27 protein-coding genes are annotated in these 22,813 nt (G+C 59.5%); 17 read left to right on the top strand and 10 right to left on the bottom strand.

From position 1 onward, the window contains the following. Window positions 1-27: 27 nt before the first annotated feature. Window positions 28-1,392 (bottom strand): glycine cleavage T C-terminal barrel domain-containing protein, encoded by a 1,365-nt coding sequence (locus IE111_RS03255; RefSeq protein ID WP_189607073.1) that lies wholly within the window; start codon window positions 1,390-1,392, stop codon window positions 28-30. Between the two features lie 232 nt (window positions 1,393-1,624). On the opposite strand from IE111_RS03255, the gene IE111_RS24775 reads away from it, so the two are divergent. The 4 genes from IE111_RS24775 (at window position 1,625) to IE111_RS03275 (ending at window position 3,316) form a co-directional block, all read left to right on the top strand. Beyond that, window positions 1,625-2,038, top strand: a complete 414-nt coding sequence (locus IE111_RS24775) for a helix-turn-helix domain-containing protein (RefSeq protein ID WP_373300849.1) — start codon at window positions 1,625-1,627, stop codon at window positions 2,036-2,038. An 89-nt stretch (window positions 2,039-2,127) separates the two neighbouring features. Then, window positions 2,128-2,511, top strand: a complete 384-nt coding sequence (locus tag IE111_RS03265; protein ID WP_189607074.1) for a VOC family protein — start codon at window positions 2,128-2,130, stop codon at window positions 2,509-2,511. Window positions 2,512-2,566: 55 nt separating this feature from the next. Then, entirely contained in the window at window positions 2,567-2,992 is a 426-nt protein-coding gene (locus IE111_RS03270) for a hypothetical protein (protein WP_189607075.1), read from the top strand. Window positions 2,993-3,076: 84 nt separating this feature from the next. Next, window positions 3,077-3,316, top strand: coding sequence for a DUF5062 family protein (locus IE111_RS03275; protein WP_189607076.1), 240 nt, complete (start codon window positions 3,077-3,079; stop codon window positions 3,314-3,316). A 114-nt stretch (window positions 3,317-3,430) separates the two neighbouring features. On the opposite strand, the gene IE111_RS03280 is transcribed toward IE111_RS03275, so the two are convergent. After that, the gene (locus IE111_RS03280; RefSeq protein ID WP_189607077.1) at window positions 3,431-3,637 is read right to left on the bottom strand and encodes a cold-shock protein; all 207 of its coding nucleotides are present in this window, start codon (window positions 3,635-3,637) and stop codon (window positions 3,431-3,433) included. A gap of 299 nt (window positions 3,638-3,936) precedes the next feature. Here IE111_RS03280 and IE111_RS03285 point away from each other — a divergent pair, with 299 nt between their 5' ends. Together IE111_RS03285 and IE111_RS03290 are read left to right on the top strand one after the other, a co-directional pair. Then, on the top strand, window positions 3,937-4,797 hold the full coding sequence (locus tag IE111_RS03285) for a PA4780 family RIO1-like protein kinase (protein WP_189607078.1): 861 nt from the start codon (window positions 3,937-3,939) through the stop codon (window positions 4,795-4,797). Window positions 4,798-5,008: 211 nt separating this feature from the next. Continuing rightward, window positions 5,009-5,386, top strand: a complete 378-nt coding sequence (locus IE111_RS03290) for an iron chaperone (protein ID WP_189607079.1) — start codon at window positions 5,009-5,011, stop codon at window positions 5,384-5,386. A gap of 4 nt (window positions 5,387-5,390) precedes the next feature. Here IE111_RS03290 and IE111_RS03295 read toward each other — a convergent pair whose 3' ends face one another. Beyond that, on the bottom strand, window positions 5,391-6,302 hold the full coding sequence (locus tag IE111_RS03295) for a LysR family transcriptional regulator (protein WP_189607080.1): 912 nt from the start codon (window positions 6,300-6,302) through the stop codon (window positions 5,391-5,393). A gap of 96 nt (window positions 6,303-6,398) precedes the next feature. Here IE111_RS03295 and IE111_RS03300 point away from each other — a divergent pair, with 96 nt between their 5' ends. The 5 genes from IE111_RS03300 to IE111_RS03320 all read left to right on the top strand — a co-directional run bounded on the left by IE111_RS03300 (window position 6,399) and on the right by IE111_RS03320 (window position 11,106). Then, window positions 6,399-7,253, top strand: a complete 855-nt coding sequence (locus IE111_RS03300) for an SDR family oxidoreductase (RefSeq protein WP_189607081.1) — start codon at window positions 6,399-6,401, stop codon at window positions 7,251-7,253. Window positions 7,254-7,441: 188 nt separating this feature from the next. After that, window positions 7,442-8,905 (top strand): xylulokinase, encoded by a 1,464-nt coding sequence (gene xylB, locus IE111_RS03305; RefSeq protein ID WP_189607082.1) that lies wholly within the window; start codon window positions 7,442-7,444, stop codon window positions 8,903-8,905. A gap of 14 nt (window positions 8,906-8,919) precedes the next feature. Continuing rightward, a complete protein-coding gene (xylA, locus tag IE111_RS03310; protein ID WP_189607083.1) occupies window positions 8,920-10,239 on the top strand; it encodes a xylose isomerase in 1,320 nt (439 codons plus the stop codon). Between the two features lie 223 nt (window positions 10,240-10,462). Then, window positions 10,463-10,765, top strand: a complete 303-nt coding sequence (locus IE111_RS03315; protein ID WP_189607084.1) for a type II toxin-antitoxin system RelE/ParE family toxin — start codon at window positions 10,463-10,465, stop codon at window positions 10,763-10,765. Window positions 10,766-10,788: 23 nt separating this feature from the next. After that, window positions 10,789-11,106, top strand: coding sequence for an addiction module antidote protein (locus IE111_RS03320; RefSeq protein WP_189607085.1), 318 nt, complete (start codon window positions 10,789-10,791; stop codon window positions 11,104-11,106). Window positions 11,107-11,320: 214 nt separating this feature from the next. On the opposite strand, the gene IE111_RS03325 is transcribed toward IE111_RS03320, so the two are convergent. The 3 genes from IE111_RS03325 to IE111_RS03335 form a co-directional block, all read right to left on the bottom strand. Next, window positions 11,321-11,863: a hypothetical protein gene (locus IE111_RS03325; RefSeq protein ID WP_189607086.1), complete on the bottom strand. Its 543-nt coding sequence runs from the start codon at window positions 11,861-11,863 to the stop codon at window positions 11,321-11,323. 238 nt (window positions 11,864-12,101) lie between these two features. Continuing rightward, complete coding sequence (locus IE111_RS03330) at window positions 12,102-13,286, bottom strand: ROK family protein (RefSeq protein ID WP_189607087.1); 1,185 nt, start codon at window positions 13,284-13,286, stop codon at window positions 12,102-12,104. A gap of 108 nt (window positions 13,287-13,394) precedes the next feature. Next, on the bottom strand, window positions 13,395-14,336 hold the full coding sequence (locus tag IE111_RS03335; protein ID WP_189607088.1) for a Ppx/GppA family phosphatase: 942 nt from the start codon (window positions 14,334-14,336) through the stop codon (window positions 13,395-13,397). Between the two features lie 430 nt (window positions 14,337-14,766). On the opposite strand from IE111_RS03335, the gene IE111_RS03340 reads away from it, so the two are divergent. Then, window positions 14,767-15,546 carry a ZIP family metal transporter gene (locus IE111_RS03340; protein ID WP_268245012.1) on the top strand — a complete coding sequence of 260 codons (780 nt, stop codon included), beginning with the start codon at window positions 14,767-14,769 and terminating at the stop codon, window positions 15,544-15,546. 38 nt (window positions 15,547-15,584) lie between these two features. Here IE111_RS03340 and IE111_RS03345 read toward each other — a convergent pair whose 3' ends face one another. Then, window positions 15,585-16,355, bottom strand: a complete 771-nt coding sequence (locus IE111_RS03345) for a dienelactone hydrolase family protein (protein WP_189607089.1) — start codon at window positions 16,353-16,355, stop codon at window positions 15,585-15,587. A gap of 153 nt (window positions 16,356-16,508) precedes the next feature. Here IE111_RS03345 and IE111_RS03350 point away from each other — a divergent pair, with 153 nt between their 5' ends. Continuing rightward, entirely contained in the window at window positions 16,509-17,174 is a 666-nt protein-coding gene (locus IE111_RS03350; RefSeq protein WP_189607090.1) for an alpha/beta hydrolase, read from the top strand. 224 nt (window positions 17,175-17,398) lie between these two features. Here the strand turns inward: IE111_RS03350 and IE111_RS03355 are convergent, their stop codons facing one another. The 3 genes from IE111_RS03355 to IE111_RS03365 form a co-directional block, all read right to left on the bottom strand. After that, window positions 17,399-18,619, bottom strand: a complete 1,221-nt coding sequence (locus IE111_RS03355; protein WP_189607091.1) for a methyl-accepting chemotaxis protein — start codon at window positions 18,617-18,619, stop codon at window positions 17,399-17,401. Between the two features lie 155 nt (window positions 18,620-18,774). Then, window positions 18,775-19,632: an ABC transporter permease gene (locus IE111_RS03360; RefSeq protein WP_189607092.1), complete on the bottom strand. Its 858-nt coding sequence runs from the start codon at window positions 19,630-19,632 to the stop codon at window positions 18,775-18,777. After that, the gene (locus IE111_RS03365; protein WP_189607093.1) at window positions 19,629-20,618 is read right to left on the bottom strand and encodes an ATP-binding cassette domain-containing protein; all 990 of its coding nucleotides are present in this window, start codon (window positions 20,616-20,618) and stop codon (window positions 19,629-19,631) included. The genes IE111_RS03360 and IE111_RS03365 overlap by 4 nt, the downstream gene beginning before the upstream one ends. An 81-nt stretch (window positions 20,619-20,699) precedes the next feature. Between IE111_RS03365 and IE111_RS03370 the strand changes: the two genes are divergently transcribed. The 4 genes from IE111_RS03370 (at window position 20,700) to IE111_RS03385 (ending at window position 22,675) form a co-directional block, all read left to right on the top strand. Continuing rightward, a complete protein-coding gene (locus tag IE111_RS03370) occupies window positions 20,700-21,263 on the top strand; it encodes a GNAT family N-acetyltransferase (protein ID WP_189607094.1) in 564 nt (187 codons plus the stop codon). Between the two features lie 238 nt (window positions 21,264-21,501). Beyond that, window positions 21,502-22,146 carry a DUF2975 domain-containing protein gene (locus IE111_RS03375; protein ID WP_189607095.1) on the top strand — a complete coding sequence of 215 codons (645 nt, stop codon included), beginning with the start codon at window positions 21,502-21,504 and terminating at the stop codon, window positions 22,144-22,146. Continuing rightward, window positions 22,146-22,358 carry a helix-turn-helix domain-containing protein gene (locus IE111_RS03380; protein ID WP_189607096.1) on the top strand — a complete coding sequence of 71 codons (213 nt, stop codon included), beginning with the start codon at window positions 22,146-22,148 and terminating at the stop codon, window positions 22,356-22,358. Before IE111_RS03375 ends, IE111_RS03380 begins: the two co-directional genes overlap by 1 nt. Next, the gene (locus tag IE111_RS03385) at window positions 22,355-22,675 is read left to right on the top strand and encodes a hypothetical protein (RefSeq protein WP_189607097.1); all 321 of its coding nucleotides are present in this window, start codon (window positions 22,355-22,357) and stop codon (window positions 22,673-22,675) included. Before IE111_RS03380 ends, IE111_RS03385 begins: the two co-directional genes overlap by 4 nt. Window positions 22,676-22,813: the final 138 nt, after the last annotated feature.

Raw genomic sequence — 22,813 nt, forward strand, 5'->3', positions numbered from 1 at the left:
GCCTTCCCCCTTTTTCAATCGATGCCGTCAGTCGACGAAATCGATGCCCTTGGACCGGGCCCGTTCACGCGCGTTGGGGTTCACCGACGGGCGGAAGGGTACATCGACGATCTCCGCACCGACCGCGGTGGTGCCATCGGCGGTCGCGTATTCCGGGGGCAGGTGTACGGTCAATCGGGTACCGAGGTCTCTGGATTCCCAGGGCACAAACGCCAGTGCGATGTTGGTTTCCAGTTCCGGGGAATACCAGGGCGAGGTTACGTAACCGATGGCGTCGCTGTCCGGCGTTTCGGTGAGCAACCAGAAGTCGTTGGCGTAATCGGTCACCGGTGCGCCACCAAAGGTCAGCCCGACCATGACCAGTTCGAACGGCGGATCGCCCGCCTCGATTTGTGCACGCGCATGTTCGAGCGCCTGCTTGCCGACGTAGTCGGCGTCCTTGTTGCGTGGCACCTGGTAGGCCAGGTTGCACTGGAAGGGAATCACTTCCTGATCGATGTCCTGCCCCCAGCTCAAAATGCCCGCCGCGATGCGACGGTGGTGGGCCGGGGCAATGACGCGCAGGTTGTGTTTTTCGCCGGCGGCGAGCACCGCATACCACAAGGTTTCCGCGTGCAGGGTGGCGTCTTTCAGATAAATCTCGTAGCCCTTTTCACCGGTGAACCCGGTTTGCGAAACGATCACATCGCAGCCTTCGACCTGGCCTTCCATCAGGCCGTAGTAGGGTAATTCCTTGACGGCCGGGCCGAACAGATCCGTCATCAGGGCTTCGGATTTCGGCCCTTGAATCTGGACCGGCGCGACGTCGATTTCAGCAATGCTGACGTTGTAGCCCATGCCCAGATTCACGCCGCGCAGCCACATTTCCAGGTCGCTGTCGGACAGTGAAAACCAGAACTCATCCTCGGCGACGCGCAACAACACCGGGTCGTTGAGGATGCCGCCGTCTTCATTGCACAGGATCACATACTTGCCGCGCATCGGTTTGATCTTGGTCGCATCGCGGGTGATCACATAATTGACGAAGGCCTCGGCGTCTGGCCCTTTCACCTGGATCTGCCGCTCGACGGCCACGTTCCACATGGTCACGTCATTGATCAGGGCGTTGTACTCCACCATGGCGCCGCCTTCCTCGGGACGGACGTAGCCGCGCGGATGGTAGATGCGGTTGTAAACGGTGGCCCGCCAACACCCGGACTCCACCGACAGATGCCAATACGGCGACTTCCGCACCCGGGTGGAAATCAGCATCTCCACGGGTGTCGGCCCGGACTGGCGCAGGTTGATGGGCACCTTGCGACCGGACTGGTCGACACTGGTGGTATGCCGTGCCTCGGCGGCACGTTCCTGGTACGTGGACAGCAGCGGGTTGTCGTTGGAGTGAGTCGTCATGGCCTGGTCCTCTTGTCAGCCGGGTGGACGGCCCTAAACATGGCTGCTGTGTGGCGGCCGGCATTGTCAATCACGACACGGGAGTTCCCAAAAACGGCACTGAGAGAGCGAGTGAGAGGTACCACCAGGAGACCTGACCGCCCCCGATGGATTGTCCCCGATTCGTAAATGGGCCATAGTTGCTAGGCGGTATACCCGGCTTGAAAGCTTTTCACTATAGAGGGGGGCGACTATGCTCCACAAACATCTGTTGAATCGGTTGTGTAAAGCCCGAGTTTTACTGCGACAAGCCGATGCTGACAGTCTGTCGGTTCCCGAAGTCGCACGATCCGTGGGTCTATCCACTTTCCATTTTATCCGGTTGTATAAATCCGTGTTTGGAGAGACCCCGAACCAGTGTCAAATCCGCGCCAGGATAGACAAAGCCAAGGATTGGTTGCTGACTACGGATATAAGCGTAACCCGAATCTGTATGGATACAGGATGCAGTAGCACAGGCAGCTTCACGACCCAGTTTAAACAACAGGTCGGCCTGTCTCCCCGTGCTTTTCGGTACCGCTATCGATCACAGCGAAAGGTTCGGCCCACCTTGCCCGATAGCCTGATTCCGGGGTGTTTTTCCCTGATGCCGGGGAAGATGAAGTAAACCGCAAGATTGAAGAAGTTATTCCTAAAGGTAACGGCTATTCTGGTGGCTCAACCTAAACGATAGTACGTTGCCATGTGGGAGGCGCTATGAAGATCAAACTGAACAGCATTTTTGTTGATGACCAGGAAAAAGCACTGACCTTTTACACCAAGATTCTCGGTTTTGAACTGTCCAAAGACATACCGGTCGGTGAATTCCGGTGGCTGACCGTTGTGTCGGCGGACGGACCCAAGGATGTTGAACTTGTGCTGGAACCCAATAATAATCCGGCTGCACGGCAGTTTCAGGATGCCCTGATGGAACAAGGGATACCGATCACGGCGTTTGAAGTCGACGACGTACAAGCGGAATATGAGCGACTAAAAGGAAAGGATGTGAGGTTCACAATGGATCCAACGGATATGGGAGAGGTGACCATTGCGATATTCGCGGATACGTGTGGCAACCTGATTCAAATTTATCAAGGGTGAATACTTTTCATAGTGAGAATAAGTAATAAAAGACAAGTGACAAGGAGCATTGCATATGGAATTCAAAACACGGCGATACGTCGGCCAGGGCGTCAATCACGAAGGTGAAGACTTCGAGGGAACCTTCCTTGTCGAGCCAGTCGAGAACACCCAGGCATACAATTATTCCTACCGAGCTGTCCGTATCGAGGACGGCACCCAGGTTCACTACGAATGCGGTCTTATCGGTGTGGACGAGGGGGGAGTCCCGTCCATCCACACGCAAATGGATGAGCTGCCTTCCGTCTCCGTGCATCAGCAAAGGCGCGATGAAGACGATGTCCATGCCTTTGGTTTCGAGGGCGGGGGTTCGCTGGCCGGGTTCGTCAGTGAGTTGGTGTTTCAATTCAATGCGGACGGTTTTCGATTGACCCATCGGTGGGCGATGAACGCACCCCTGCAGGATCGCTCCTGGTGCGATTTGGTGGCCGTGGATGGGTGACCGGCGGGTTATTGGATCCGTGACAGTGAGCTATGCTTGTGGTGAACCATCTTGTGGATGCCAAGCGAAGAGGTCCGTATCACCATGAAGAAGCTCAAGAACGAGAAGGAACTGGTCAAGAAGGCCATTGAGACCGGCATCAAATACGGTGAGGCGCGGGGTGTGGTGCAGTTCGAGCCGACGGACTCCGCCGAAGTCAAGATCGAATTCATTTACCGGTTGCTGGTGCACGATGGACTGATTCAGCCACTGCCCAACGATCAGATCTCGCAACAGGGGATGCGGCACAAGCTGGCGCTCTGGGCTTCGAAGCTACCGGAGTGAGGTCGGGGGTACAGGAACAAAAAAAGCGGAGCCCATTGGGTTCCGCTTTTTTGAGTCGACCATTCTGAGATGGTCTATGCCGGCCCGCATGCGGCCCGGCAATGAGAGTCGTCGTTATACGGCGACGATGTTCTCGGCCTGAAGGCCTTTTTGGCCCTGCGTGATGGTGAACTCAACGCGTTGGCCTTCGGCCAGGGTTTTGAAACCCGTGCCGGTGATGGCACTGAAGTGTGCAAAGACGTCAGCGCCGGATTCTTGCTCGATAAAGCCAAAACCTTTCGCTTCGTTAAACCATTTTACAGTGCCGGTAGCAGTAGCCATGTTAGGCTCCTTAAATATCTAAAGTGTGTGTGCCTGAAGTCAGGCGGGTCATGCTAAGAAAGGTTGTGATTACTAGGTGAAACTGGCGAGGCACAATAGACAGGTTGCTAGACTGCAAAAGGACTTCGAACTGCGATTTCAACAAGGTAAGACTAACTTCTTAAGCTGAGGCGCACAGTATAGATTGCCCGGGCTGGCGTCAATCACTATTCACCGGCGTCGCGCTTCTTTACAATAGCCCCTCACATCACCCGGCCGCCAGACCGCCATTTCCGCACCCAAGAGACACGCCCGCACGAATGAAACCACCCAAGAGACTCCTGCCGCTGATTGAAGACGGCCTGATCGATGAAGTCATAAGCCCGCTGATGAGCGGAAAGGAAGCCTCCGTATGGGTGGTGCGCTGCGGCAACGACATCCGCTGCGCCAAGGTCTACAAAGATGCCGCCAAACGCAGTTTTAAACAGGCCGCGACCTACCAGGAAGGGCGCAAAGTGCGCAACAGCCGCCGCGCCCGGGCGATGGAGAAAGGCTCCAAATATGGCCGCCGGCAACAGGAGTCCACCTGGCAGAACGCCGAGGTGGACGCGCTGTACCGCCTGGCCGACATCGGCGTACGGGTGCCGGAACCCTTCGGCTGCGTCGACGGCGTATTGCTGATGGAGCTGGTGACGGACGACGACGGCGAAGTCGCTTCCCGCCTGAACGACGTCATTCTCACCCACGAACAGGCTCTCGAAGACCACGCCCTGGTCATGCATTACGTCAAACTGATGCTCTGTGCCGGCCTGGTCCACGGCGATCTGTCCGAGTTCAACGTCCTGGTCGACGCCTATGGCCCGGTCATCATCGATCTGCCCCAGGCGGTCGACGCCGCGGCCAACAACAACGCCGAACGCATGCTGGCGCGGGATGTCGCCAACATGACGCGCTACTACGCCCAGTTCGCCCCGGAACTGGCAGAAACACGGTATGCGCCGGAAATCTGGTCGCTGTACAAGTCCGGCGACCTACACCCCGAGCTGGAACTGACCGGCGAATTCGACCTCGACGAAGCGAACGCCGATGTCGAAGGGGTGCTGGACGAGATTCACGCCATTTTGATGGAAGAGGAAGAGCGTCAGGTTCGCCAGGAGGAAGAGGACGAATCGGACGACTGAGGGTTCAATCGCGCGGAGTGCCAAACACCTGGGTCCAGTAGGTGCTGGAATCCGCCGAGTCGGTATCTACCCGGCTGGTGCTGAATTGCTCGTGCTGTCCGGAACGAGTGGGCAATTTGATGCGCGTCCATTCGAGTATGCTACGGATGTGAGGCCCACTCCGTTCAGTCTATACTGCCGGAACGGATTACCGACGGGTGGAGGATGCAGCATGCAATATGAAGTCGATACGCCGGACGCCTATCTGCGCGCTCTGGATGACGATTGGCGAAAAGACTCCCTGGAGGCTCTGCGAACGCTGATTCTGCAGCAGGACAACGCCATTGAAGAGCGCATTCACTACAAAATGCTGGGGTATTACTTCGGCGGGCAATATGTGTTTCATCTGAACGCGCAGCGCGGTTACGTCAGTCTGTACGTTGGGAATACCACTGACATCGACCCGGAGGGCGAGCTTCTGGCCGGTCTGAACCTGGGCAAAGGGTGCATCCGGTTCACCAAAACAAAGCGGGTCCCGGAAACCCGAATAGAGGAGTTCATCGGCCGGGCGGTGTCCATGGCCCGGCGCGGAAAAGCGCTGGATTGCTGATCGTTCAGAGCCCCTCCGGTTGCTGAAACAATCGCTCTGCCATCAAGTAGTCCACCACCGCCCGCGTTCGTTCGGGCAACTGTTTGCGGGACGGGTACACCAGCGATACCACCAAGGGGTCGCTCGACAGTTCAGGCATGACCGGAATCAGCTGCCCGGCCTCGATTTCAGCCCGCATGACGCCCGGCAGCATGGGGCCTATGCCATAGCCTCGCAACACCAGGTGTTGCAGCAACAGCGGGGAATTGCACCGGGTGAACACTGTCGGGCGAATTTCCACGGTCTGGTCTCCCTGCCTTAACCGCACAACATCGCCGTGATGCGATTGCGTCAGCAGCGTCCAGGGAGCGGCTTCCAGCTCCGCCAGGGTATCGGGCAAGCCGTGCGTGTCGACGAATGCGGGGCTGGCGAAGAGCGTGACCGCCTCTTCGTACAGGACCCGGGCCACCACTGAATCGTCTCGTGGCAGTCCGATGCGAATCGCGAGATCGATTTGCTCACTGACCAGATCCATCCGTTCGTCGTTCAGGACAAAGTCCAATTGAATCCTGGGGTAGCGTCGCTGAAAGTCCGCCAATCTGGGCAGGATGAATTTGTGGGCGATGTCGTGATTCAAGGTGATGGCCACCCGTCCGCTGGGCTCGCGCGGCGTGGCGATAGCTTCGACGTCCTGCAGAATGGAGGGCAGTGCCCGGGCCTGGTCGTACACCCGTTGCCCTTCGTGTGTGACCGTGAGCTGGCGGGTCGAGCGTTGCAGTAGACGCACGCCGAGGTCCGCTTCCAGTTGCGCTACCTGTTCGCTGACGCGCGATCGACTGGTGTGCAGCTTGCGGGCGGCGGCCGCGAAGCTGCCGGTTTCGACCACGGTGGTGTAGACGGCCAGTAAGCGCAGATGAGAGAAGTCTATTGTACTCAAAAGCCGAACACTCCATTCGGTTTGGGTGGTCTTATCGGAACGATGAGTGTCGCGCACACTGAGTGCGAATTCCAGACACACGTGAGGAGAAACACCATGATTGGAGTAACAGGCGCTACCGGCCAACTGGGCCGGCTTGTGATTCAACACCTGCTGAACCGGACTGAAGCATCCAATATTGTTGCCTTGGTGCGCAACCCGGACAACGCCCAGGGATTACGCGAACAGGGCGTTACGATTCGTGAAGCCGACTACGACCGCCCCGAGACGCTGTCCGCCGCACTGAACGGTGTCAGTAAACTGCTGCTGATATCCTCTAATGCGGTCGGTCAGCGGATGCCCCATCACCAGGCCGTCATCGACGCTGCCAAAGCGGAAGGTGTCGAACTGCTCGCTTACACCAGCATCCTGAAGGCGGATAGGTCCCCACTGATTCTGGCGCAAGAACACAAGGAAACCGAAGAAGCGCTGCAGGCGTCGGGTCTGCCGACCGTATTATTGCGCAACGGCTGGTACACCGAAAACTACACCCAGTCCCTGGGCGGTGTATTGCAGGCGGGTATGGTTGCCGGTGCGGCGGGCGAGGGGGTATTGAACACCGCGACCCGCAATGATCTGGCCGAAGCGGCCGCGAGGGTACTGACGTCGGCCGACAGTGAAGCCGGCCGGGTGTATGAGTTGTCGGGTGACGAGGGCTTCACATTGGCCGATTATGCCCGGGAAATCGCGCGTCAGACTGATCGATCTATCGAGTATCGTGCGCTCTCCGAGCAGGACTTTACACAGATGCTTGTTCAGATCGGCCTGCCGGAAGGGTTCGCGTCCATTCTTGCCGATGCCGAAGCACGTGCGGCCGAGGGCTGGCTTTCGGATTCCGGGAACGACTTGAGCCGTCTCCTGGGTCGCCCGACCACATCCCTGTCGGAAGCGGTTCGCGACGCGCTCGCGTAACGGGTATCCGTCACCCCGGTGTCGTGGTTAGGCCCACACCGAGGTGGCGGCCCTTCCGACTTTTCCCTCATTCCCCGCCTTTCGTATTCGACTCCGCTGTTTTCTATATTTTTTGGCATTAAAAGTATTTGACCTGACCAGGTCACCCCGATCTATAATTTCGAGACGCGAACAAAAAAGAGGCGATCATGTATCTGGGACTGGATCTCGGCACCTCCGGCCTGAAAGCGGTGGTGATCGATAACAACGGCGATGTGGTCGCCACTGAAACCGAGGCGCTGGACACCCAAAGCCCATATCCGCTCTGGGTCGAACAGGAACCGGAATCCTGGTGGCAGGCTCTGGTCGCCGTTTTGCAGCGCCTGAGCGCGACGCTGAATGTGTCCGAGATCCGCTCCATCGGCCTCGCGGGCCATATGCATGGCGCCGTTCTGCTCGACGCGGACGGTCAGGTCTTACGCTCCTGCATCCTCTGGAACGACGGCCGTAGCTTTGCGGAATGCGGTCAACTCGAAGCCGCACTGCCGGATTTCCGCGAACGCTCCGGCAACATCGCCATGCCGGGGTTTACCGCCCCGAAACTGCTGTGGGTGGCCGGCCACGAGCCCGACATCTTCCGACGTACGGCCAAGGTTCTGTTGCCCAAGGATTATTTGCGCTATCGCCTGACGGGCGACTTTATATCCGAGATGTCCGATGCCGCCGGCACCCTTTGGTTGAACCCGGCCAAGCGGGATTGGGATGACGCTCTGCTTAATGCCACCGGCCTTAACCGCGAGCACATGCCGCGACTGATCGAAGGCAGTCAAATCGGCGGGACCTTGAACCGGGAGGCGACCGAGGCCTTGAATATGGCGCCCATCCCCGTGGTCGGTGGGGCGGGGGACAACGCGGCCGGGGCCATCGGCGTCGGTGTCACCGAACCGGGGCAGGGGTTCATTTCACTGGGGACCTCCGGCGTTTACTTCGTTGTCAGCGAAGCGCACAAGGCGGCACCGGAACAAACGGTGCATGCCTTTTGCCATTGCCTGCCCGGACGCTGGCACCAGATGTCCGTCATGCTCAGCGCCGCCAGCAGCCTGGATTGGTGGGCACGGTTGCAGGGCACGGACGTAGCTGGCCTGTTGAAAGAGCTGGACGACAGCGGCCAAACCGAGACGGAGGTGACTTTTCTGCCATACCTCACCGGTGAGCGCACTCCGCACAACGACGCCTATGCGCGCGCCCAGTTTTTCGGTATGTCCGCCCGCACGCGCCGGCCCGATTTGACGTTGGCGATCCTGGAAGGTGTGGCGTTCAGCATCGCCGACGGCGAGGCGGCCCTGCGCGAGGCCGATGCGCCGTTGAATGATATTTCCCTGATCGGCGGCGGTGCCCGTTCCGAGCGCTGGCGCCAGATCATCGCCGATGTGCTGCAACGGCCTTTGCATTTCCGCGCCGGTGGCGAAGTCGGTCCCGGTCTGGGTGCGGCCCGCCTGGCCCGGATTGGCTTGGCCGGGGACGACGTCGATTCCTTGAAACGTCATTGCCCACCACCGGCGATTGTGCAGACCCATCAGCCTGACCATGCCAGGGCAGTCTACTACCGGGAGCGTCTGGCGCTGTATCGGGATCTCTACCAACGAACGTCGTCTCTGAACCACCCCAAATAATGCGAGGACAGACCATGACGACCTATTTCGAGGGCATCGAACCGATCCGGTACGAAGGCCCGCGTTCGACCAATCCGCTCGCGTTCAGGCACTACGACCCGGAACGCATTGTTCTTGGGAAACCGTTGAAAGATCAACTGCGTTTCGCCGTCTGCTACTGGCACACCTTCTGTTGGGACGGCTTCGATGTCTTCGGCGAGGGCACCTTCGAGCGTCCCTGGCAGGCCCCGGGCGATCCCATGGCCCGCGCGACCGAGAAAATGGACGTCGCATTCGACTTCTTCGCCAAACTCGGCGCTCCGTTCTGGACCTTCCACGACTACGACATCGCCCCCGAAGGTGCCACTATCCGCGAGAGCCGCGACAACCTCGCGCGAATGATCGACCGTGCCGAAGCCAAGCAGGAGGCCACCGGCATGCGCCTGCTGTGGGGCACCGCCAAGAACTTCGGCTACAAACGTTACATGGCCGGCGCGGCCACCAATCCCGACCCGGAAGTGTTCGCCTATGCTGCCTCCCAGGTGCAACAGGCCATGGGGGCCACGCATCGCCTGGGCGGTGCCAACTACGTGCTCTGGGGCGGCCGCGAAGGCTACGAAACCCTGCTTAACACTGACCTGAAACGGGAACAGGAGCAACTCGGTCGTTTTCTGCAGATGGTGGTGGAGCACAAGCACAAGATTGGTTTCAAAGGGGCGATCCTGATCGAACCCAAACCGCAGGAACCGACCAAGCACCAATACGACTACGACACTGCGACCGTCTTCGGTTTTCTGCAGAAATACGGGCTGGAGAACGAGATCAAGGTCAATATCGAAGTGAATCACGCCACCCTGGCCGGCCATACGTTCCAGCACGAACTGGCCACCGCTTCGGCGCTCGGCATTTTCGGCTCCGTCGATGCCAACCGCGGCGACTACCAGAACGGCTGGGACACCGACCAGTTCCCCAACAGCGTGGAAGACATGATGCTCGCCTGCTACGAGATCATCAAAGCCGGTGGCTTCACCACCGGCGGGTTCAACTTCGACACCAAACTGCGCCGTACCTCGATTGCACCGGACGATCTCTTCCACGCCCACATCGGCGCCATGGATACCCTGGCTCTGGCGTTCACCAAGGCAGCGGAATTGTATGAGTCCGGTTCCCTGCGCGATTTCGTCGAACAGCGGTATCAGGGTTGGAACAACGCGCTGGGACAAGACATTCTGGGTGGCCGGATGGATCTGGATGCCGTGGCCGAATACGCGGTGGCCAAAGACATCGACCCCCAACCCGTGTCCAGTCGCCAAGAGATGCTGGAGAATCGGGTTAATCGCATTTTGTATGGATGATCCGACACTCTACTAACTCAGATTCCCGAGGCTGGATACGGCCTCGGTCCATACCTGACGACATCTATTTTCTTCCATCCTGCCTCCCCTCCCTGCATCATTGCGGATAATCTAACAGCATTTGAAGTGCTCGTTCCTAGATTAAGCAAATTAGGAGTGACTATTTTAGTGGACACTCTAAAGAGTGGCTACTATAGTGGACACTTAAGATCAGAAGGAGGTGATGTTGAAGGTACTGTTAACGGACGAGGTTCAGGCTGACATTGAAGAACTGAGGGATCGAAAGGCAAAGGCAAAAATTCGATTAGCACTCGACAAATTGGAATTGGGTAATCTTGGCGATGTGAAACCTGTGGGGGAGGGGGTATCGGAGATCAGGCTCCATTATGGTCCGGGCTATCGGATCTATTACTTCCAGGATGGGGAGGCCATATATGTCGTTGCCTGTGTCGGCGACAAGGCTACTCAATCTAAGGACGTGAGGCGAGCCAAAGAAATTAAACGGACCTGGAAGCTGTTACATTAATTTCAAATTTTTAAGGTCACACTATGGAAAAGAAAGCAGCGACACTCGACGAATATGCCCAAAACTGGATGCAGGATTCCGAGGAAGTGGCAGCCTATCTGAATGAAGTGCTGGAGGAAGGAGATGAAGCACTGCTCTTGGTTGCGCTTCGTCGAATAGCAAAGAACTACGATGGCGGCATTCGGGGGTTAAGCAACGATCTGGGTATGAACCGCAGTTCCTTGAACAATGCGCTGGATGAAAATGGGAACCCCACTCTAAAAACGATGTTCAAGATTTTGGACAAGCTGGGGTACAGGGTTCAATTGGTTCCCAAGCCTCACGATAACCATAGGGTTTAAGGTCGTCAGCCCCGCCATGGGGAACAAAGGGCTGCGAAACAAAACGATTGAGCCCAATTAATGACATTGCCTCCAGGGTCGACATAACAGAAATCTCGACGTGATCCGAACTGACAATTGGCAAGTTCCAGTCGGCGCAATGGCCCTGACATAGCCGACAGTCCGGATCGCTTAACTCAGCGACAAAAGTCGCCGAGGTTTGTTCGGCGTGAGATCAGAACCGGAACCCCAGTGTCCATTCCAATGCCAGGCCGCCATACGCTTCCGCCGCCGTTTCTGCTTCGTTATCGCACTGGGCTTCAATGTCCAGGTTGCCCACTGTGTAGCCACCTGCCACGCGCGAAGAAAAACCGTTGTCGAAATACCAGCCGTAACCGACCAGTCCGGTCGCCGTCAGGCCTGTGGCTGTGGCCTCGCAGTTGGTGCTGGAATAAGAGTCGGTTTCTTCAACTGTTAGGCTGGTATAACCGGCATTTGCAGCGAAAAAGGCGCCATCATCGTATCCTTGTGTCGCCGTGGACTTTTCAAACCGAACACCTATGGTGGTCGCTGTTAATTTGACATCGCCAAGGTCCAGGCCCAGATAGCCAAAGCTCGGACCCACCTTGGTGGTTTCATCTTCAGTGAGGGTGAACAATGCGTTGCCATTGAGGGAGCCGATGATCAACCCAAGAGGGTTGATGTTGATTTCGGTGGCGTATACGGCGGACAAAGGGGAGCATGCCAGAGCTGCGGCAACATATAATTGTTTTCTCATTGTACTTCCTAATCAAAGAGTCGGTTGGGGTTTGCCTGGGGATCTCTCGTCATTCCTTGGCGAGTACGGAACGCACCTGAATCGGGTCGCAAAAGGCTGCGAACATTGAGAGGCCGGAAACCAGGGAGGGCGCGATGCTATCAGAGTCTGTGCGAATTTCCAGGCTGCGGGTGTCGTTTGTGTCCGCTCTGGCTTTACAAGAACAGACAGGAAGCACGGGGCCGGAGTTGGGTTGATTTCAGCGGAAATGCCCCAGAGCCAGGGCGATGACGCCCTTACCGGTCATGTCTTCAGACCAGGGGTAGGATTGAATCTCGGTGCGACCCACCAGCTCCGGTATCAGGGCCTCCTGGATGCCCGCCTGGATACTGTCTTCCAGCAAGTCGTACGCCCGTACACCGGGACCGGTGACGACGACGCGTTCCGGGCTGATCAGGGCCAGCACGTTGGCGATGCCGAAACCGAGCACCCGGCCGGCCCGGTCAAACAGCTCGCGGGCGGGCGTCGAGCCGTCGCGGGCCAATTGCGTGAGGTGCCGCATCTCGTCTTCTGAGGGATGTCGTCGATCGGTTTCGGGTAAATCGATTAACGCCCGGGCATCCCGGTAAAGCGCATAGTCCGCGACATAGGCTTCAATGCAGCCCGCTTTTCCGCAGGCGCAGGTTGGACCGGTCGGAGTGTATTTGGTGTGCCCGAATTCAGCGGCGGCGCCATTGTGACCGCTGTACAGGTCGCCGTTCAGGATCAGACTGCCTCCGACACCGTAGCCGATCATGATGACCGCGAAGTCCGGTTTTTGCAGGTACTCGGGGTGTTTGTGTATGGCGTGGGCAATGCAGTTGGTGTCGTTGGCGAGTTCGACCGGACACTCGAAAGCGGCTTCCAGAGCCGCGGTCATGTTGACATTCTTGATGCTCAGCGCCGGGCTCCAGACCGAATAGCCCCGGTGGGCGTCCACAATGCCCTGGATTGCGACGCCCAGGCTGACCAGTCGGCGGGCGTGATCCGGGTAGTCTTCCAGAAAACGGGATGCCTGATCGACCAGCAGATCGTTCAACGAGGCCTGGTCGAGCGATTGGGTATCCGCCGTCACCACCGTTTCCGCAACGATGTTGCCTTGCAGGTCGCCCAGCATCAGGCGGATCTCATTGATCGACAATTTGATGCCCAAAGCCGAGGCGTGATCGGGATTCAGGCCGATCAGCACTCGGGGGCGCCCGCGGCCGGTGGCCGAGACGGGTTTTTGAACCTCGCGAATCACACCTTCGGCGACCAGATCCGAGGTGATGGCTGTGACCGTGGCCGGACTCAACCGTGTCCGTTGTCCGATGTCGACTCGGGCCAGGGGGCCAAAAACACGCAGGGTATTGATGATGTCGACGCGATTGGCCGCCCGGATCTGTTCTGTATCGCTCTTCTTCATGGAGGTCCGGAGTGTCTTCAAGTGCGGGAAGCGGCCAGTCTAGAGTCTTTCGGTAATTAGGTCGACTCGTAAATTAAATATGGGGGAGCGAAAAAGGGGAATAGGGGGTCAACTGGCCGCGTGCGTGGGCACGTCCGGCCGGATCATCTCGTCGATCAACCCTTCCCGAATGGCCTTGTAGGAAATGCGCATCCGCTCCAGGTCGAAAGCGTGGAATACTCGGTGCAGGATGATGTAGCCGGCGGCGAAGACGGCGATGCGGCGCGGGCTCAGTTCCAGCAATTGGGACAGCTGGTGTTGGCTGTCGGCCTGGGTCAGCACCGGATGCAGTCGGTCGAGCTGGCTGCGTTCGATCACGCCGTTTTCGCTCAGGCCCAGATTGCTCAACGCCCAGCTAACGGCTTTGATGCTGCCGGAAGAGCCCATGACGTCGTCCCAGTCGCGACCGGTGAAGCGGGGCTTGATCTGCGCCAATTGGTCATCGACATAGGCTTCGCAGGCGGACAGGTGATAGTCGGTCAGGCGGTCGTGGTCGAGAAACTGGGCGGTGAGTGTGACGCAGCCAAGGTCGAGACTGGCGACGGCTTCGGGTTGCCGGCCGTGGCCGACGATGATTTCGGTGCTGCCGCCGCCGATATCGAGCACGAAACGGTGCTGGTCGATGGGCTGGCCGTGGGATACGCCCCGGTAGATGTAGCGGGCTTCGTCGTCGCCGCTGAGAATGCGGATCGGTTGGCCGAGTGTGGCTTCGGCGAGCTTGAGGAAGCGTTTGTCACCGATCAGGCGTCGAAATGCGCTGGTGCCGACCGCGGTCACATGGGCGTCGGGCATTTTGCTCAGGGTATCGTGAAAGTGGGACAGGCAGCGCAGTGCCCGGGAGCGAGCCTCGCGGCTGAGGCGGCCGGTTTTGGCGTCGACGCCGGCGGCCAGACGCACCAGTTCGCGCTTGCAATCGACGGAGTGCAAGGATTGTCCATCGGACTTCATGATCACCAGATGGAAACTGTTTGAGCCGAGGTCGATCGCGGCGTATAGCGACGGTGCGTTCATGGGTTAAGGCAATTTTTATTATCTACTGGAATATAGCGGTTATGGCCGCAAAATGACACTCCTGTGGAAATCGAGTGTTGTGGATTGTTGTAACAATTTCGATCAGGTCCGCCAATAGGGGAGATAGACTTTCTAATATTGTTCCAATGTTAACTCGGTGGTTCCATTGAATGTGAGTCGGGCATTCGTGCCCCAGGAGCGGGTAGGGCCTTCCAGGGTCGCTGTAAATACATCCCTGTACGCTCGACGGCCGAGTCCGACCGCCATGGATGGCGGAAGTGCCGTTTTTGCAGGAGCAAAAAACGGTCCTGCGGCCCACGTCCCTGGAGACCCTACCCGCCCCTGGGGCACTCGGATCACTGGCTAGTTCAATACGACTGCCCGTAGTGGACATACATCAGCCAAAGATACAGGCGATAGGAGAAACGGTGTGAGCGACAACCTGGTGGTTATGGGTACGGTTTACAGCCTGCTGGCCGGTCTGGGTACCGGTGTCGGGGCGGTGCTGGTGTATTTGATCCGCACGTTGTCGAAGCGCATCGAGGATGGGCTGTTGAGCCTGGCGGCGGGGATTATGTTAGCGGCGTCGGTGTTTTCCCTGATTCTGCCGGGGATCGACTACGGGCTGGAACTGGGGTACGCCGAACCGGTTGCCGTGGCGGTGGTGATCGCCGGTTTGCTGCTGGGGGCGATCATCCTGTTTGTCATTCACAATTACGTGCCGCATGAGCACTTTTTTATCGGTCGGGAAGGGCCGGACACCCGCATGCTCAGCCGGGTCTGGCTGTTCGTGATTGCCATCACCCTGCATAACTTTCCGGAAGGCATGGCCGTGGGCGTTGGCTTCGGCGGCGGTAACATCGCCAACGGTCAGGCTCTGGCGCTGGGGATCGGGCTACAGAACATACCCGAAGGGCTCGCGGTCGCAGCGTCGATGCTGACCATCGGCTACACGCGCACGCAGGCGTTCGCTGTGGCGTTTCTGACCGGCCTCGCCGAACCCGTTGGTGGCTTTTTCGGCAGTGTCGCGGTGGGGCTGACCGAACCCTTGCTGCCCTGGGCGCTCGGTTTCGCAGCCGGTGCGATGCTGTTCATCATCAGTGACGAGATCATCCCGGAGACCCATCGAGGACATTTTCAGAACCTCGCCACGTTCACGCTCCTGGTCGGCTTCTGCGTGATGATGTTCCTCGACGCCACCTTAGGTTAAGGGTGCGTCTGCCCGACCGGGTGGTCGGGCAGAGGGAGTCAATCAAGCCGCTCGGACAGGAAGCCCAGAAGCGCGTGCCAGGAGGCCTGGTCGGCTTCGAGGTCGTAATCGCCGCTGCCGTGGACCGTGAACGCATGCCGGGCGCCGCCATGGATCTGCGCGGAATGCTCTACTCCGGCCGCCTGCAGATCATCGATCAGCGCCGCCAGATCCGACATGCCCGAGACCGGATCGGCAGAACCGTGTTGCAGCATGACCGGCGCCGCCACATTGTTGTAGTTCTGCCCGTCCGGCAACCCCAGGCCACCATGGAACGACACATAACCTTCCGTCTCGGCTCCCGTGCGCGCCAATTCCAGCACACCGGCACCGCCGAAACAGTAGCCGATCACCACCACATCGTCCGTGCCGCCAGCGATGTTGGTCACTTCATCCAATGCCCCCTGCAACCGCTGCTGAAACGCCGACCGGTTCGAATACATCTCACCGGAGCGGGCCCGGTTCTCCTCCAACGACGTCGGCAGACGACCCTCGCCGTACACATCGATAGCGAACGCCGTGTACCCCTGAGCCGCCAGCATCTCCGCGCGCCTCATTTCATACTCCGTCAGCCCGTCCCAATCGTGCACGATCAGCACCGTGCCCCGGGTCGCGGGCAGATTCTCGTTGTAGGCCACATAGCCTTTGAAATTCATCTCGCCGACCTGATACACGTGCGGTTCCGCCACAATCTCGGCGTACGCCGTCGCGGACACGCTCACCGCCAGAGCCAGCGAACACAGTGAAGTCGTCAATGTCTTTAAACGCATCGGGGTCACTCCTTCGTACAGGGTTGATGGTTCAACGAATACGACCGGACCCGAAGCATAGATCAAAAATCGACCGACACCAGGCGTGCGCTCACCCGCATCCAACCCCTATAATGCGCCCCGAATTCTCATCAAGCGGACGCATCAACCAATATGGCCGACCTGCTGCCCCACATCGAACTGAGCACCCGACCCGACCCCGACGCCACCGTCATCTGGCTGCACGGCCTCGGTGCCGACGGGCACGACTTCGAACCCATAGTCCCCGAACTCCACCTGCCGGACGACCTGGGCATCCGCTTCATCTTCCCGCACGCCCCCCAAATTCCCGTCACCATCAATGCCGGCTACGTCATGCCCGCCTGGTACGACATCTACGAGATGACCATCAACCGCAAGGTCGACACCCAGGGCCTGCGCACCTCCGCCGCCGCCATCGACGCCTTCATCGACCGCGAACTCGAACGCGGCATCGACAGCCGCCGCATCATCCTCGCCGGCTTCTCCCAGGGCGGCGCCGTCGCCTACGAATGCGCCCTGCGCCACCCCAAACCCCTCGGCGGCTTAATGGCCCTGTCCACCTACTTCGCCACGGCGGACGACATCCAACGCTCCGAAACCAACGCCCGGCTCCCCACCTTCGTCGGCCACGGCACCTTCGACCCCATCGTTCCCGAAGCGCTCGGCCGGAATGCGGCTCAGGAACTGAATCGTCTGGGGTATCCGGTGGAGTACAAAACCTATTCGATGGAGCACAGTGTGCATCCCGAAGAGATTCGGGATATTTCGGGGTGGTTGCAGAAGTTGTTGAAGGGGTAGATTGGAGGTTGAGTTGATTGTTGGATTACGCGCATTCGCGCTAATCCAACCTACTTGACTAATTAGCCACCTAAGTAAGCGGCGGATGCCTGGTGCGCTCCTCCGGGGAAGTCCGCAACATGGATGTTGCGGTCTAGCCCCCATGGATGGGTTGAGTGGGCGGCATCCCGCGCGACCCCGGAGGAGCGTACCGGGCAGCCGTCGCGGGCCATCGGCAACTCAGTCTATTTGACGGATACCTGCGAAGAGGTCGACTCGAGCGACTCGATCAGTTGCTTCAGTCGGTGACTCATCTCGGCGCTGGCGACCAGTTGGCTCACCATGTTCTGGGTCGTCTCCCGAATCCCCTGAACGTTCGCCAACACCTCATCGGTCGATCCCGTCTGCTCATCCGACACCCGCGCGATAGACTCATTGGTATCTGCGATACGCGACACCACCTCATTGATCGCATCCAGCGCCTCGCGCCCCTGGGTCGCCTCATCGACACAGATCGTCACCTGCCCCGAACTGTCCGTCATCTGACTGACCGACGTCTCCATCGCGCCCAGTAACCGGTCCATGGTCGACTGAATCTGATCGGTCGAATCCTGAACCCGTTGCGCCAGCTTGCGCACCTCATCGGCCACCACGGCGAAACCGCGGCCCTGTTCACCGGCCCGGGCCGCCTCGATGGCCGCGTTCAGGGCCAGCAGGTTGGTCTGCTCGGCAATGCCGCGAATCTCCTCCACGGCCTGGGTGATCTCCTTGCTATTGTCCGCCAGGGCGCCGACATTCTCGGTTGCCGTCTGGATGATGCCGGCCAGCTTCTGGATGGACTCGGTGCTTTGAGCCACCTGGCGGCTGCCTTCCACGGCGGCGTTGCGGGCCTCCTTCGATAACCCGCGCGCATCGTCCGCCTGAGCGGCGATGCCCTGGAAACTCTGCAACATGGTCTCGACCACCTCGGCCGAGCGATCCGCACCTTCCTGCTGACGAGTGAGATCGTCGCGCCGCGCATCGGCGTCGTCGGTTAACTGGGCCACTTCGGAATGGAGCTGCTCGATGGCGCTTTTCATGCCGCGAATGACACCGGCGGTGCGGTCCTGCATGGCATTGAAGGCGTCGGCCATCTCGCCAATCTCGTCGCTGGAATCGACCTCGGCCTGTCGGCTCAGGTCGCCGCTGTTCTGCACCTCGACCATGGTGGTTTTCAGGCGGTTCACATGCCGCTCGATAAAGCTGATCAAGACTTGAGAGCCGAGCATTTCCAACACCATCAGTATCGCGACCACACCGGCGAAGCTTGGCGCGGTCTGCCAAAACACGGTGGTGAAGGCATCCCCGGATACCGAGGCGATCTGGCGCATGGAATACAGAACCAACAGGCACAGCACAGCGAATACCAGAATGTTCAACAACCAGAACTTGTACTTCAAGCGCGCGTTCTTGAGCAGTCGGAGCATAGGAGGAGATCCCAAAGTCGTTATACCGAGCTACAAACTATAGCAGCCGGTCAAGGTCGGATACCTTGTCATCGGTCAAAGTTGGGGATACTTGAGGCTGGAGGGGGATAAGTCGGTGGATTGTCCGGCTTACCGCCCCCTCCCAAGTGGTGGGTTCAGCGCTGGCGTCGGTAGAGGCGCATGGTGACCGGTCCGAAGATCGCCGTTAACACGATCGGGGCGACCATCGCCAGGGCGATACCGCCCGGGTCCGCCGCGCCGGCGAGAATGGACCGCAACGCGGTCACCAGATGGGCGATCGGGTTGAACGCGATGATCGTCTGCAACAGGTCCGGCATAGTGGCCGGGTCGACGAAGATGTTGGACGCGAATGTGACCGGCATCAGTACCAGCCAGCTCAACGTCATGACGGCACCGGGTGTGCGCATCAGCAGTCCGAGCGTGGTGAACACCCAGCCGATGCCGAAGGCGAAGGCGTTGAGCAGCACGATCGCCAGTATTACGCCGCCGAGGCCGGCTTCGGGCCGGTAGCCGAGCAGAAATCCGATGAAGAAGACGATGACGGACGAGCCGGTGTAGCGAATCACATCGCCGACCATGGCGCCGACCAATGGCGACGGGTGCCAGACCGGCATCGACTTGAAGCGATCGTAAATGCCTTTCGAGATGTCGGTGTTCAGCGTCACACCGGTATAGACGACGGTAAACACCACGGTCTGCGCCAGAATCCCGGGCAGCAGGAACACCAGGTATTCCTGCGGCGAACCGGCCAGGGCGCCGCCAAATAGAAAGGTGAACATCACCGTGAACATGATCGGTGTGACCAGGACATCGAACAACTGCTCGGGCACGTGCTTGATTTTCAGCAGGGCACGCCAGCCGAAGGCGATGACGTTGGCCGGTGCGCCGGGCAGGGCGGGTCTCTCGACCGCGTGCATCAGGGTATTCAGGTCGGGCCCGTTCTGCGCGGAGGGCGTCGGAGCCGTTTTTGGGGTGTTGGCGGTCTGGGTCATGGGGTTGTCTCCACCTCGTCGCGGTGGGGTTCGGGATCCGAGTGATGGCCGGTCAGGGCGAGGAAGACTTCGTCCAGGCTCGGTTGGTCCATCGAAAAACTGGCCAGCGGAAAGCCGGCCTGTGACAGGCCCGCCAGGGCTTCGGTGGCCTTGTGGGTGTCGGAAAACTGGACCGAGAGCGACGTGGGTTCGGCTTCCAGCGTCACCGAGGCCTCCAATGCCTGTGTCAGCCAGGTTTGGGCGCGGGGGCGGTCTTCCGGCCGTTGCAGGCGAAGCCGCAATGTGCCGGAGCCTACCATGCGTTTCAGCTCGCTGCTGGTGCCCTCGGCGATGACCCGACCGTGGTCGATCACGGCGATACGCTCGGCCAGTTGGTCCGCTTCTTCCAGATATTGGGTGGTCAGCAGCACGGTGGTGCCGGCGTCAGTCAGCGCCCGTACGATGTCCCACACCTGGTTGCGCGAGCGCGGATCCAGCCCCGTGGTCGGCTCGTCCAGGAACAGCAGTTCCGGCGGTACGATCAGCGAGGAGGCGATGTCGAGCCGGCGCCGCATGCCGCCGGAATAATGTTTCACCTGCTTGTCGGCGGCCTGGGCCAGGTCGAAGGCGTCCAACAGGTCTCCGGCGCGCTTGCGACCGGCCTTGCCGCGAAAACCGAGCAGCATGGCGAGCAGTCGCAGGTTTTCCAGGCCGGTCAGATCCTCGTCGACCGAGGCGAACTGGCCGGTCAGGCTGATGCGCTGGCGAATGCGGTGCGCGTCCCGGTGGAGGTCGAGCCCCAGCACACGGGCGTCGCCGGCATCCGGTTGCAGCAAAGTGGCCAGCATGCGCACCGTCGTGGTCTTTCCGGCCCCGTTCGGACCCAGCAGGCCGTAGACCCGGCCCGGTCTGACGGCCAGGTCGATGCCGTTGACGGCCCGGGTGGGACCGAAGCGTTTGCTCAGGCCATGAACATCGATGGCCCAATCCGATGGCTGGGTATTCATGAAGGTCGGGTCCTTGAAACGATTGCTCTACACTAGTCCTGTCGCAGGGTGAAAACTATAGGTGAGAGGTAACAAAGCGCTGTGGACATCATTCTCCCCGAACCGAGTGAATTCTGTCTGGAAACCGAACGCCTCAGGCTGCGCGATTTTCGGCCCGAGGATGTCGACGCCTACACCGCGATTCGATCCGAACACAGCCATCGCTGGCACGACAGCGACGACCTTACGCCGGAACGCTCGGCCGAACTGGTGGGCTGGTTCGTCGACTGGTCGCGTGAGCTTCCCCGGCTGCGCTATCAGTTGGCGGTCATTGAACGCAGGACCGATCGTCTGGTCGGCACCGTGGGCGTGCGCCTGAACCCGGACGATCCGACCGAAGGCGGTTTCGGCTGCGAACTCGCCGAAGACTGCCGCGGACTGGGCTATGCCCGTGAGGCGTCTCGGGCCTTGTTCGACTTCGCGTTTTCGCACTGGTCGCTGCACCGCATCGTGGCCGACACGCTGGTTGAGAACCGGGCGGCTATCCGCCTGGCCGAAAGCCTTGGGTTCACGGTCAGCAACGAAGCCGGTCCCCGCCGGTATGTGCGCGGGGAATGGCACCCTTCCGTCGTCCTGGTCATGCGCCGGGACGACTTCGACCCCTAATCGGCTGTGAGCCCTAGACGCCGACGAATGCGCGATAACCCAACCTCGTTGACTCCGATGTCGGACGCGTTGTGACGGGTGCACCGTTGATCTACGAGATGAGGCAAGCGTTCCTTCAAACAGAAACGGTCGCCATCTTTGCTGTTTCCGATCATATTTTATGTAAAACATAAAAAATATATTGTTAATTGTAATTTCGAGCGCTAATCTCCGGTTAAATTCCAATCAGGGATCCCGGATGAACGCGCGTCGATTACATTGGATACTGACGGTTGTGTGGGGTGGCGCCGGCCTGTTGCTGGCGGTGGCCGGAATCATCCTGCTGGCGGCACCCATGCTTGGCGAGCCTCTGGTGACACAGTGGCCATTGGTGGCCGAGGTGTCCCGGTTCGATGTACCGATGCGCATCGAGGCTCCGGTCTCCGACGCCGTTCTGGCGTTCACCCGTGGAACCCTGACCGTAGAGCACACCGGTTACGGTCTCTCCTGGCTGCTGCGGTTGTCGGATGTCATCGTTTCCGGCGGCTTGATCCTGTCCGGCCTGTGGCTGTTGCGGGCCTTTACCCGCGAGGTGCGCGATGGCATGCCGTTCTCGCCCGGCAGTGCCCGGCGTTTGCGGTGGATCGGTGTGCTTCTGCTGGCCTTTCCGATCTGGCAAGTCATACGCGATCTGCTTTGGCATCGGGTGGTGCTGAGTCAGGTGACACCCATCGATGGTGAAACTCATCTGGTGCTTCCCTGGAACCAGGCCGGTATGTATGACTTGCGCCTGGTTCTGGATCCGGACCTAGGGTTCGCCGTGACCGGTGTGCTGATGCTGGTGGTGGCCGAGGCGTTTCGCATCGGAATGGTCTTGCGTGAGGACAGCGAGGAGATCATCTGATGCCGATCGTGGTTCGGTTGGATGTGATGATGGCCCGACGCAAAATGTCGCTGAACGAATTGTCGAGCCGGGTGGGCGTATCGGTCACCAATCTGTCGTTGTTGAAAACCGGCAAGGTGCGCGGCATCCGTTTCAATACGCTTGAGGCTATTTGTCGGGCACTGGACTGCCAGCCCGGGGATATCCTCGAATTTGACGAGGATCATCCATGAACACTCTCCGAATGATGATACTGGCCGGCATGTGGACCGGCTTGGCCGGCTGCGTGACGGGCTACGATACCGCATCGGTGGAAGCCATTCCCGAACCGGTGCGGCAGAGTCTGGCCCGGGCGATCGACAACGGCCACCGGGCGGGCATCGGTGTCGCACTGATCAATCCCAAGGGGCGATTCATCGAAACGGTCGGCCTGATCGACGCCGATGGCTCAGAGCCCTTTACCGCACAGAGCCAGGTCGGGATCGGCTACACGCCGGATCCGAAAAGACTGGCGCATCCACATCAAGGCTTGGTCGATATCGGCCAATAGGCCGCCTCGACTCCGGTCATTGCCCGAGGCGCGTGAGGGCTCTTTGCCTCGACCGAGGATCTGGCCCGGTTCGTCGCGCGTCACCTCGACCCCACGACGGCTTCGGAAGCCTCCAGGGTCAAGACGGCGCTGGCGGGT

It is taken from the genome of Saccharospirillum salsuginis (assembly GCF_014651855.1).
Lineage (GTDB): Bacteria > Pseudomonadota > Gammaproteobacteria > Pseudomonadales > Natronospirillaceae > Saccharospirillum > Saccharospirillum salsuginis.

Coding starts and splice junctions, on each gene's coding strand:
- IE111_RS24775 (WP_373300849.1), top strand. CDS start 1,625: ATGCTCCACAAACATCTGTTGAATCGGTTGTGTAAAGCCCGAGTTTTA.
- IE111_RS03315 (WP_189607084.1), top strand. CDS start 10,463: ATGTTGAAGGTACTGTTAACGGACGAGGTTCAGGCTGACATTGAAGAA.
- IE111_RS03330 (WP_189607087.1), bottom strand. CDS start 13,286: ATGAAGAAGAGCGATACAGAACAGATCCGGGCGGCCAATCGCGTCGAC.
- IE111_RS03285 (WP_189607078.1), top strand. CDS start 3,937: ATGAAACCACCCAAGAGACTCCTGCCGCTGATTGAAGACGGCCTGATC.
- IE111_RS03320 (WP_189607085.1), top strand. CDS start 10,789: ATGGAAAAGAAAGCAGCGACACTCGACGAATATGCCCAAAACTGGATG.
- IE111_RS03380 (WP_189607096.1), top strand. CDS start 22,146: ATGCCGATCGTGGTTCGGTTGGATGTGATGATGGCCCGACGCAAAATG.
- IE111_RS03280 (WP_189607077.1), bottom strand. CDS start 3,637: ATGGCTACTGCTACCGGCACTGTAAAATGGTTTAACGAAGCGAAAGGT.
- IE111_RS03350 (WP_189607090.1), top strand. CDS start 16,509: ATGGCCGACCTGCTGCCCCACATCGAACTGAGCACCCGACCCGACCCC.
- IE111_RS03345 (WP_189607089.1), bottom strand. CDS start 16,355: ATGCGTTTAAAGACATTGACGACTTCACTGTGTTCGCTGGCTCTGGCG.
- IE111_RS03375 (WP_189607095.1), top strand. CDS start 21,502: ATGAACGCGCGTCGATTACATTGGATACTGACGGTTGTGTGGGGTGGC.
- IE111_RS03300 (WP_189607081.1), top strand. CDS start 6,399: ATGATTGGAGTAACAGGCGCTACCGGCCAACTGGGCCGGCTTGTGATT.
- IE111_RS03385 (WP_189607097.1), top strand. CDS start 22,355: ATGAACACTCTCCGAATGATGATACTGGCCGGCATGTGGACCGGCTTG.
- IE111_RS03270 (WP_189607075.1), top strand. CDS start 2,567: ATGGAATTCAAAACACGGCGATACGTCGGCCAGGGCGTCAATCACGAA.
- IE111_RS03365 (WP_189607093.1), bottom strand. CDS start 20,618: ATGAATACCCAGCCATCGGATTGGGCCATCGATGTTCATGGCCTGAGC.
- IE111_RS03290 (WP_189607079.1), top strand. CDS start 5,009: ATGCAATATGAAGTCGATACGCCGGACGCCTATCTGCGCGCTCTGGAT.
- IE111_RS03360 (WP_189607092.1), bottom strand. CDS start 19,632: ATGACCCAGACCGCCAACACCCCAAAAACGGCTCCGACGCCCTCCGCG.
- IE111_RS03265 (WP_189607074.1), top strand. CDS start 2,128: ATGAAGATCAAACTGAACAGCATTTTTGTTGATGACCAGGAAAAAGCA.
- xylA (WP_189607083.1), top strand. CDS start 8,920: ATGACGACCTATTTCGAGGGCATCGAACCGATCCGGTACGAAGGCCCG.
- IE111_RS03335 (WP_189607088.1), bottom strand. CDS start 14,336: ATGAACGCACCGTCGCTATACGCCGCGATCGACCTCGGCTCAAACAGT.
- IE111_RS03325 (WP_189607086.1), bottom strand. CDS start 11,863: ATGAGAAAACAATTATATGTTGCCGCAGCTCTGGCATGCTCCCCTTTG.
- IE111_RS03355 (WP_189607091.1), bottom strand. CDS start 18,619: ATGCTCCGACTGCTCAAGAACGCGCGCTTGAAGTACAAGTTCTGGTTG.
- IE111_RS03275 (WP_189607076.1), top strand. CDS start 3,077: ATGAAGAAGCTCAAGAACGAGAAGGAACTGGTCAAGAAGGCCATTGAG.
- xylB (WP_189607082.1), top strand. CDS start 7,442: ATGTATCTGGGACTGGATCTCGGCACCTCCGGCCTGAAAGCGGTGGTG.
- IE111_RS03255 (WP_189607073.1), bottom strand. CDS start 1,392: ATGACGACTCACTCCAACGACAACCCGCTGCTGTCCACGTACCAGGAA.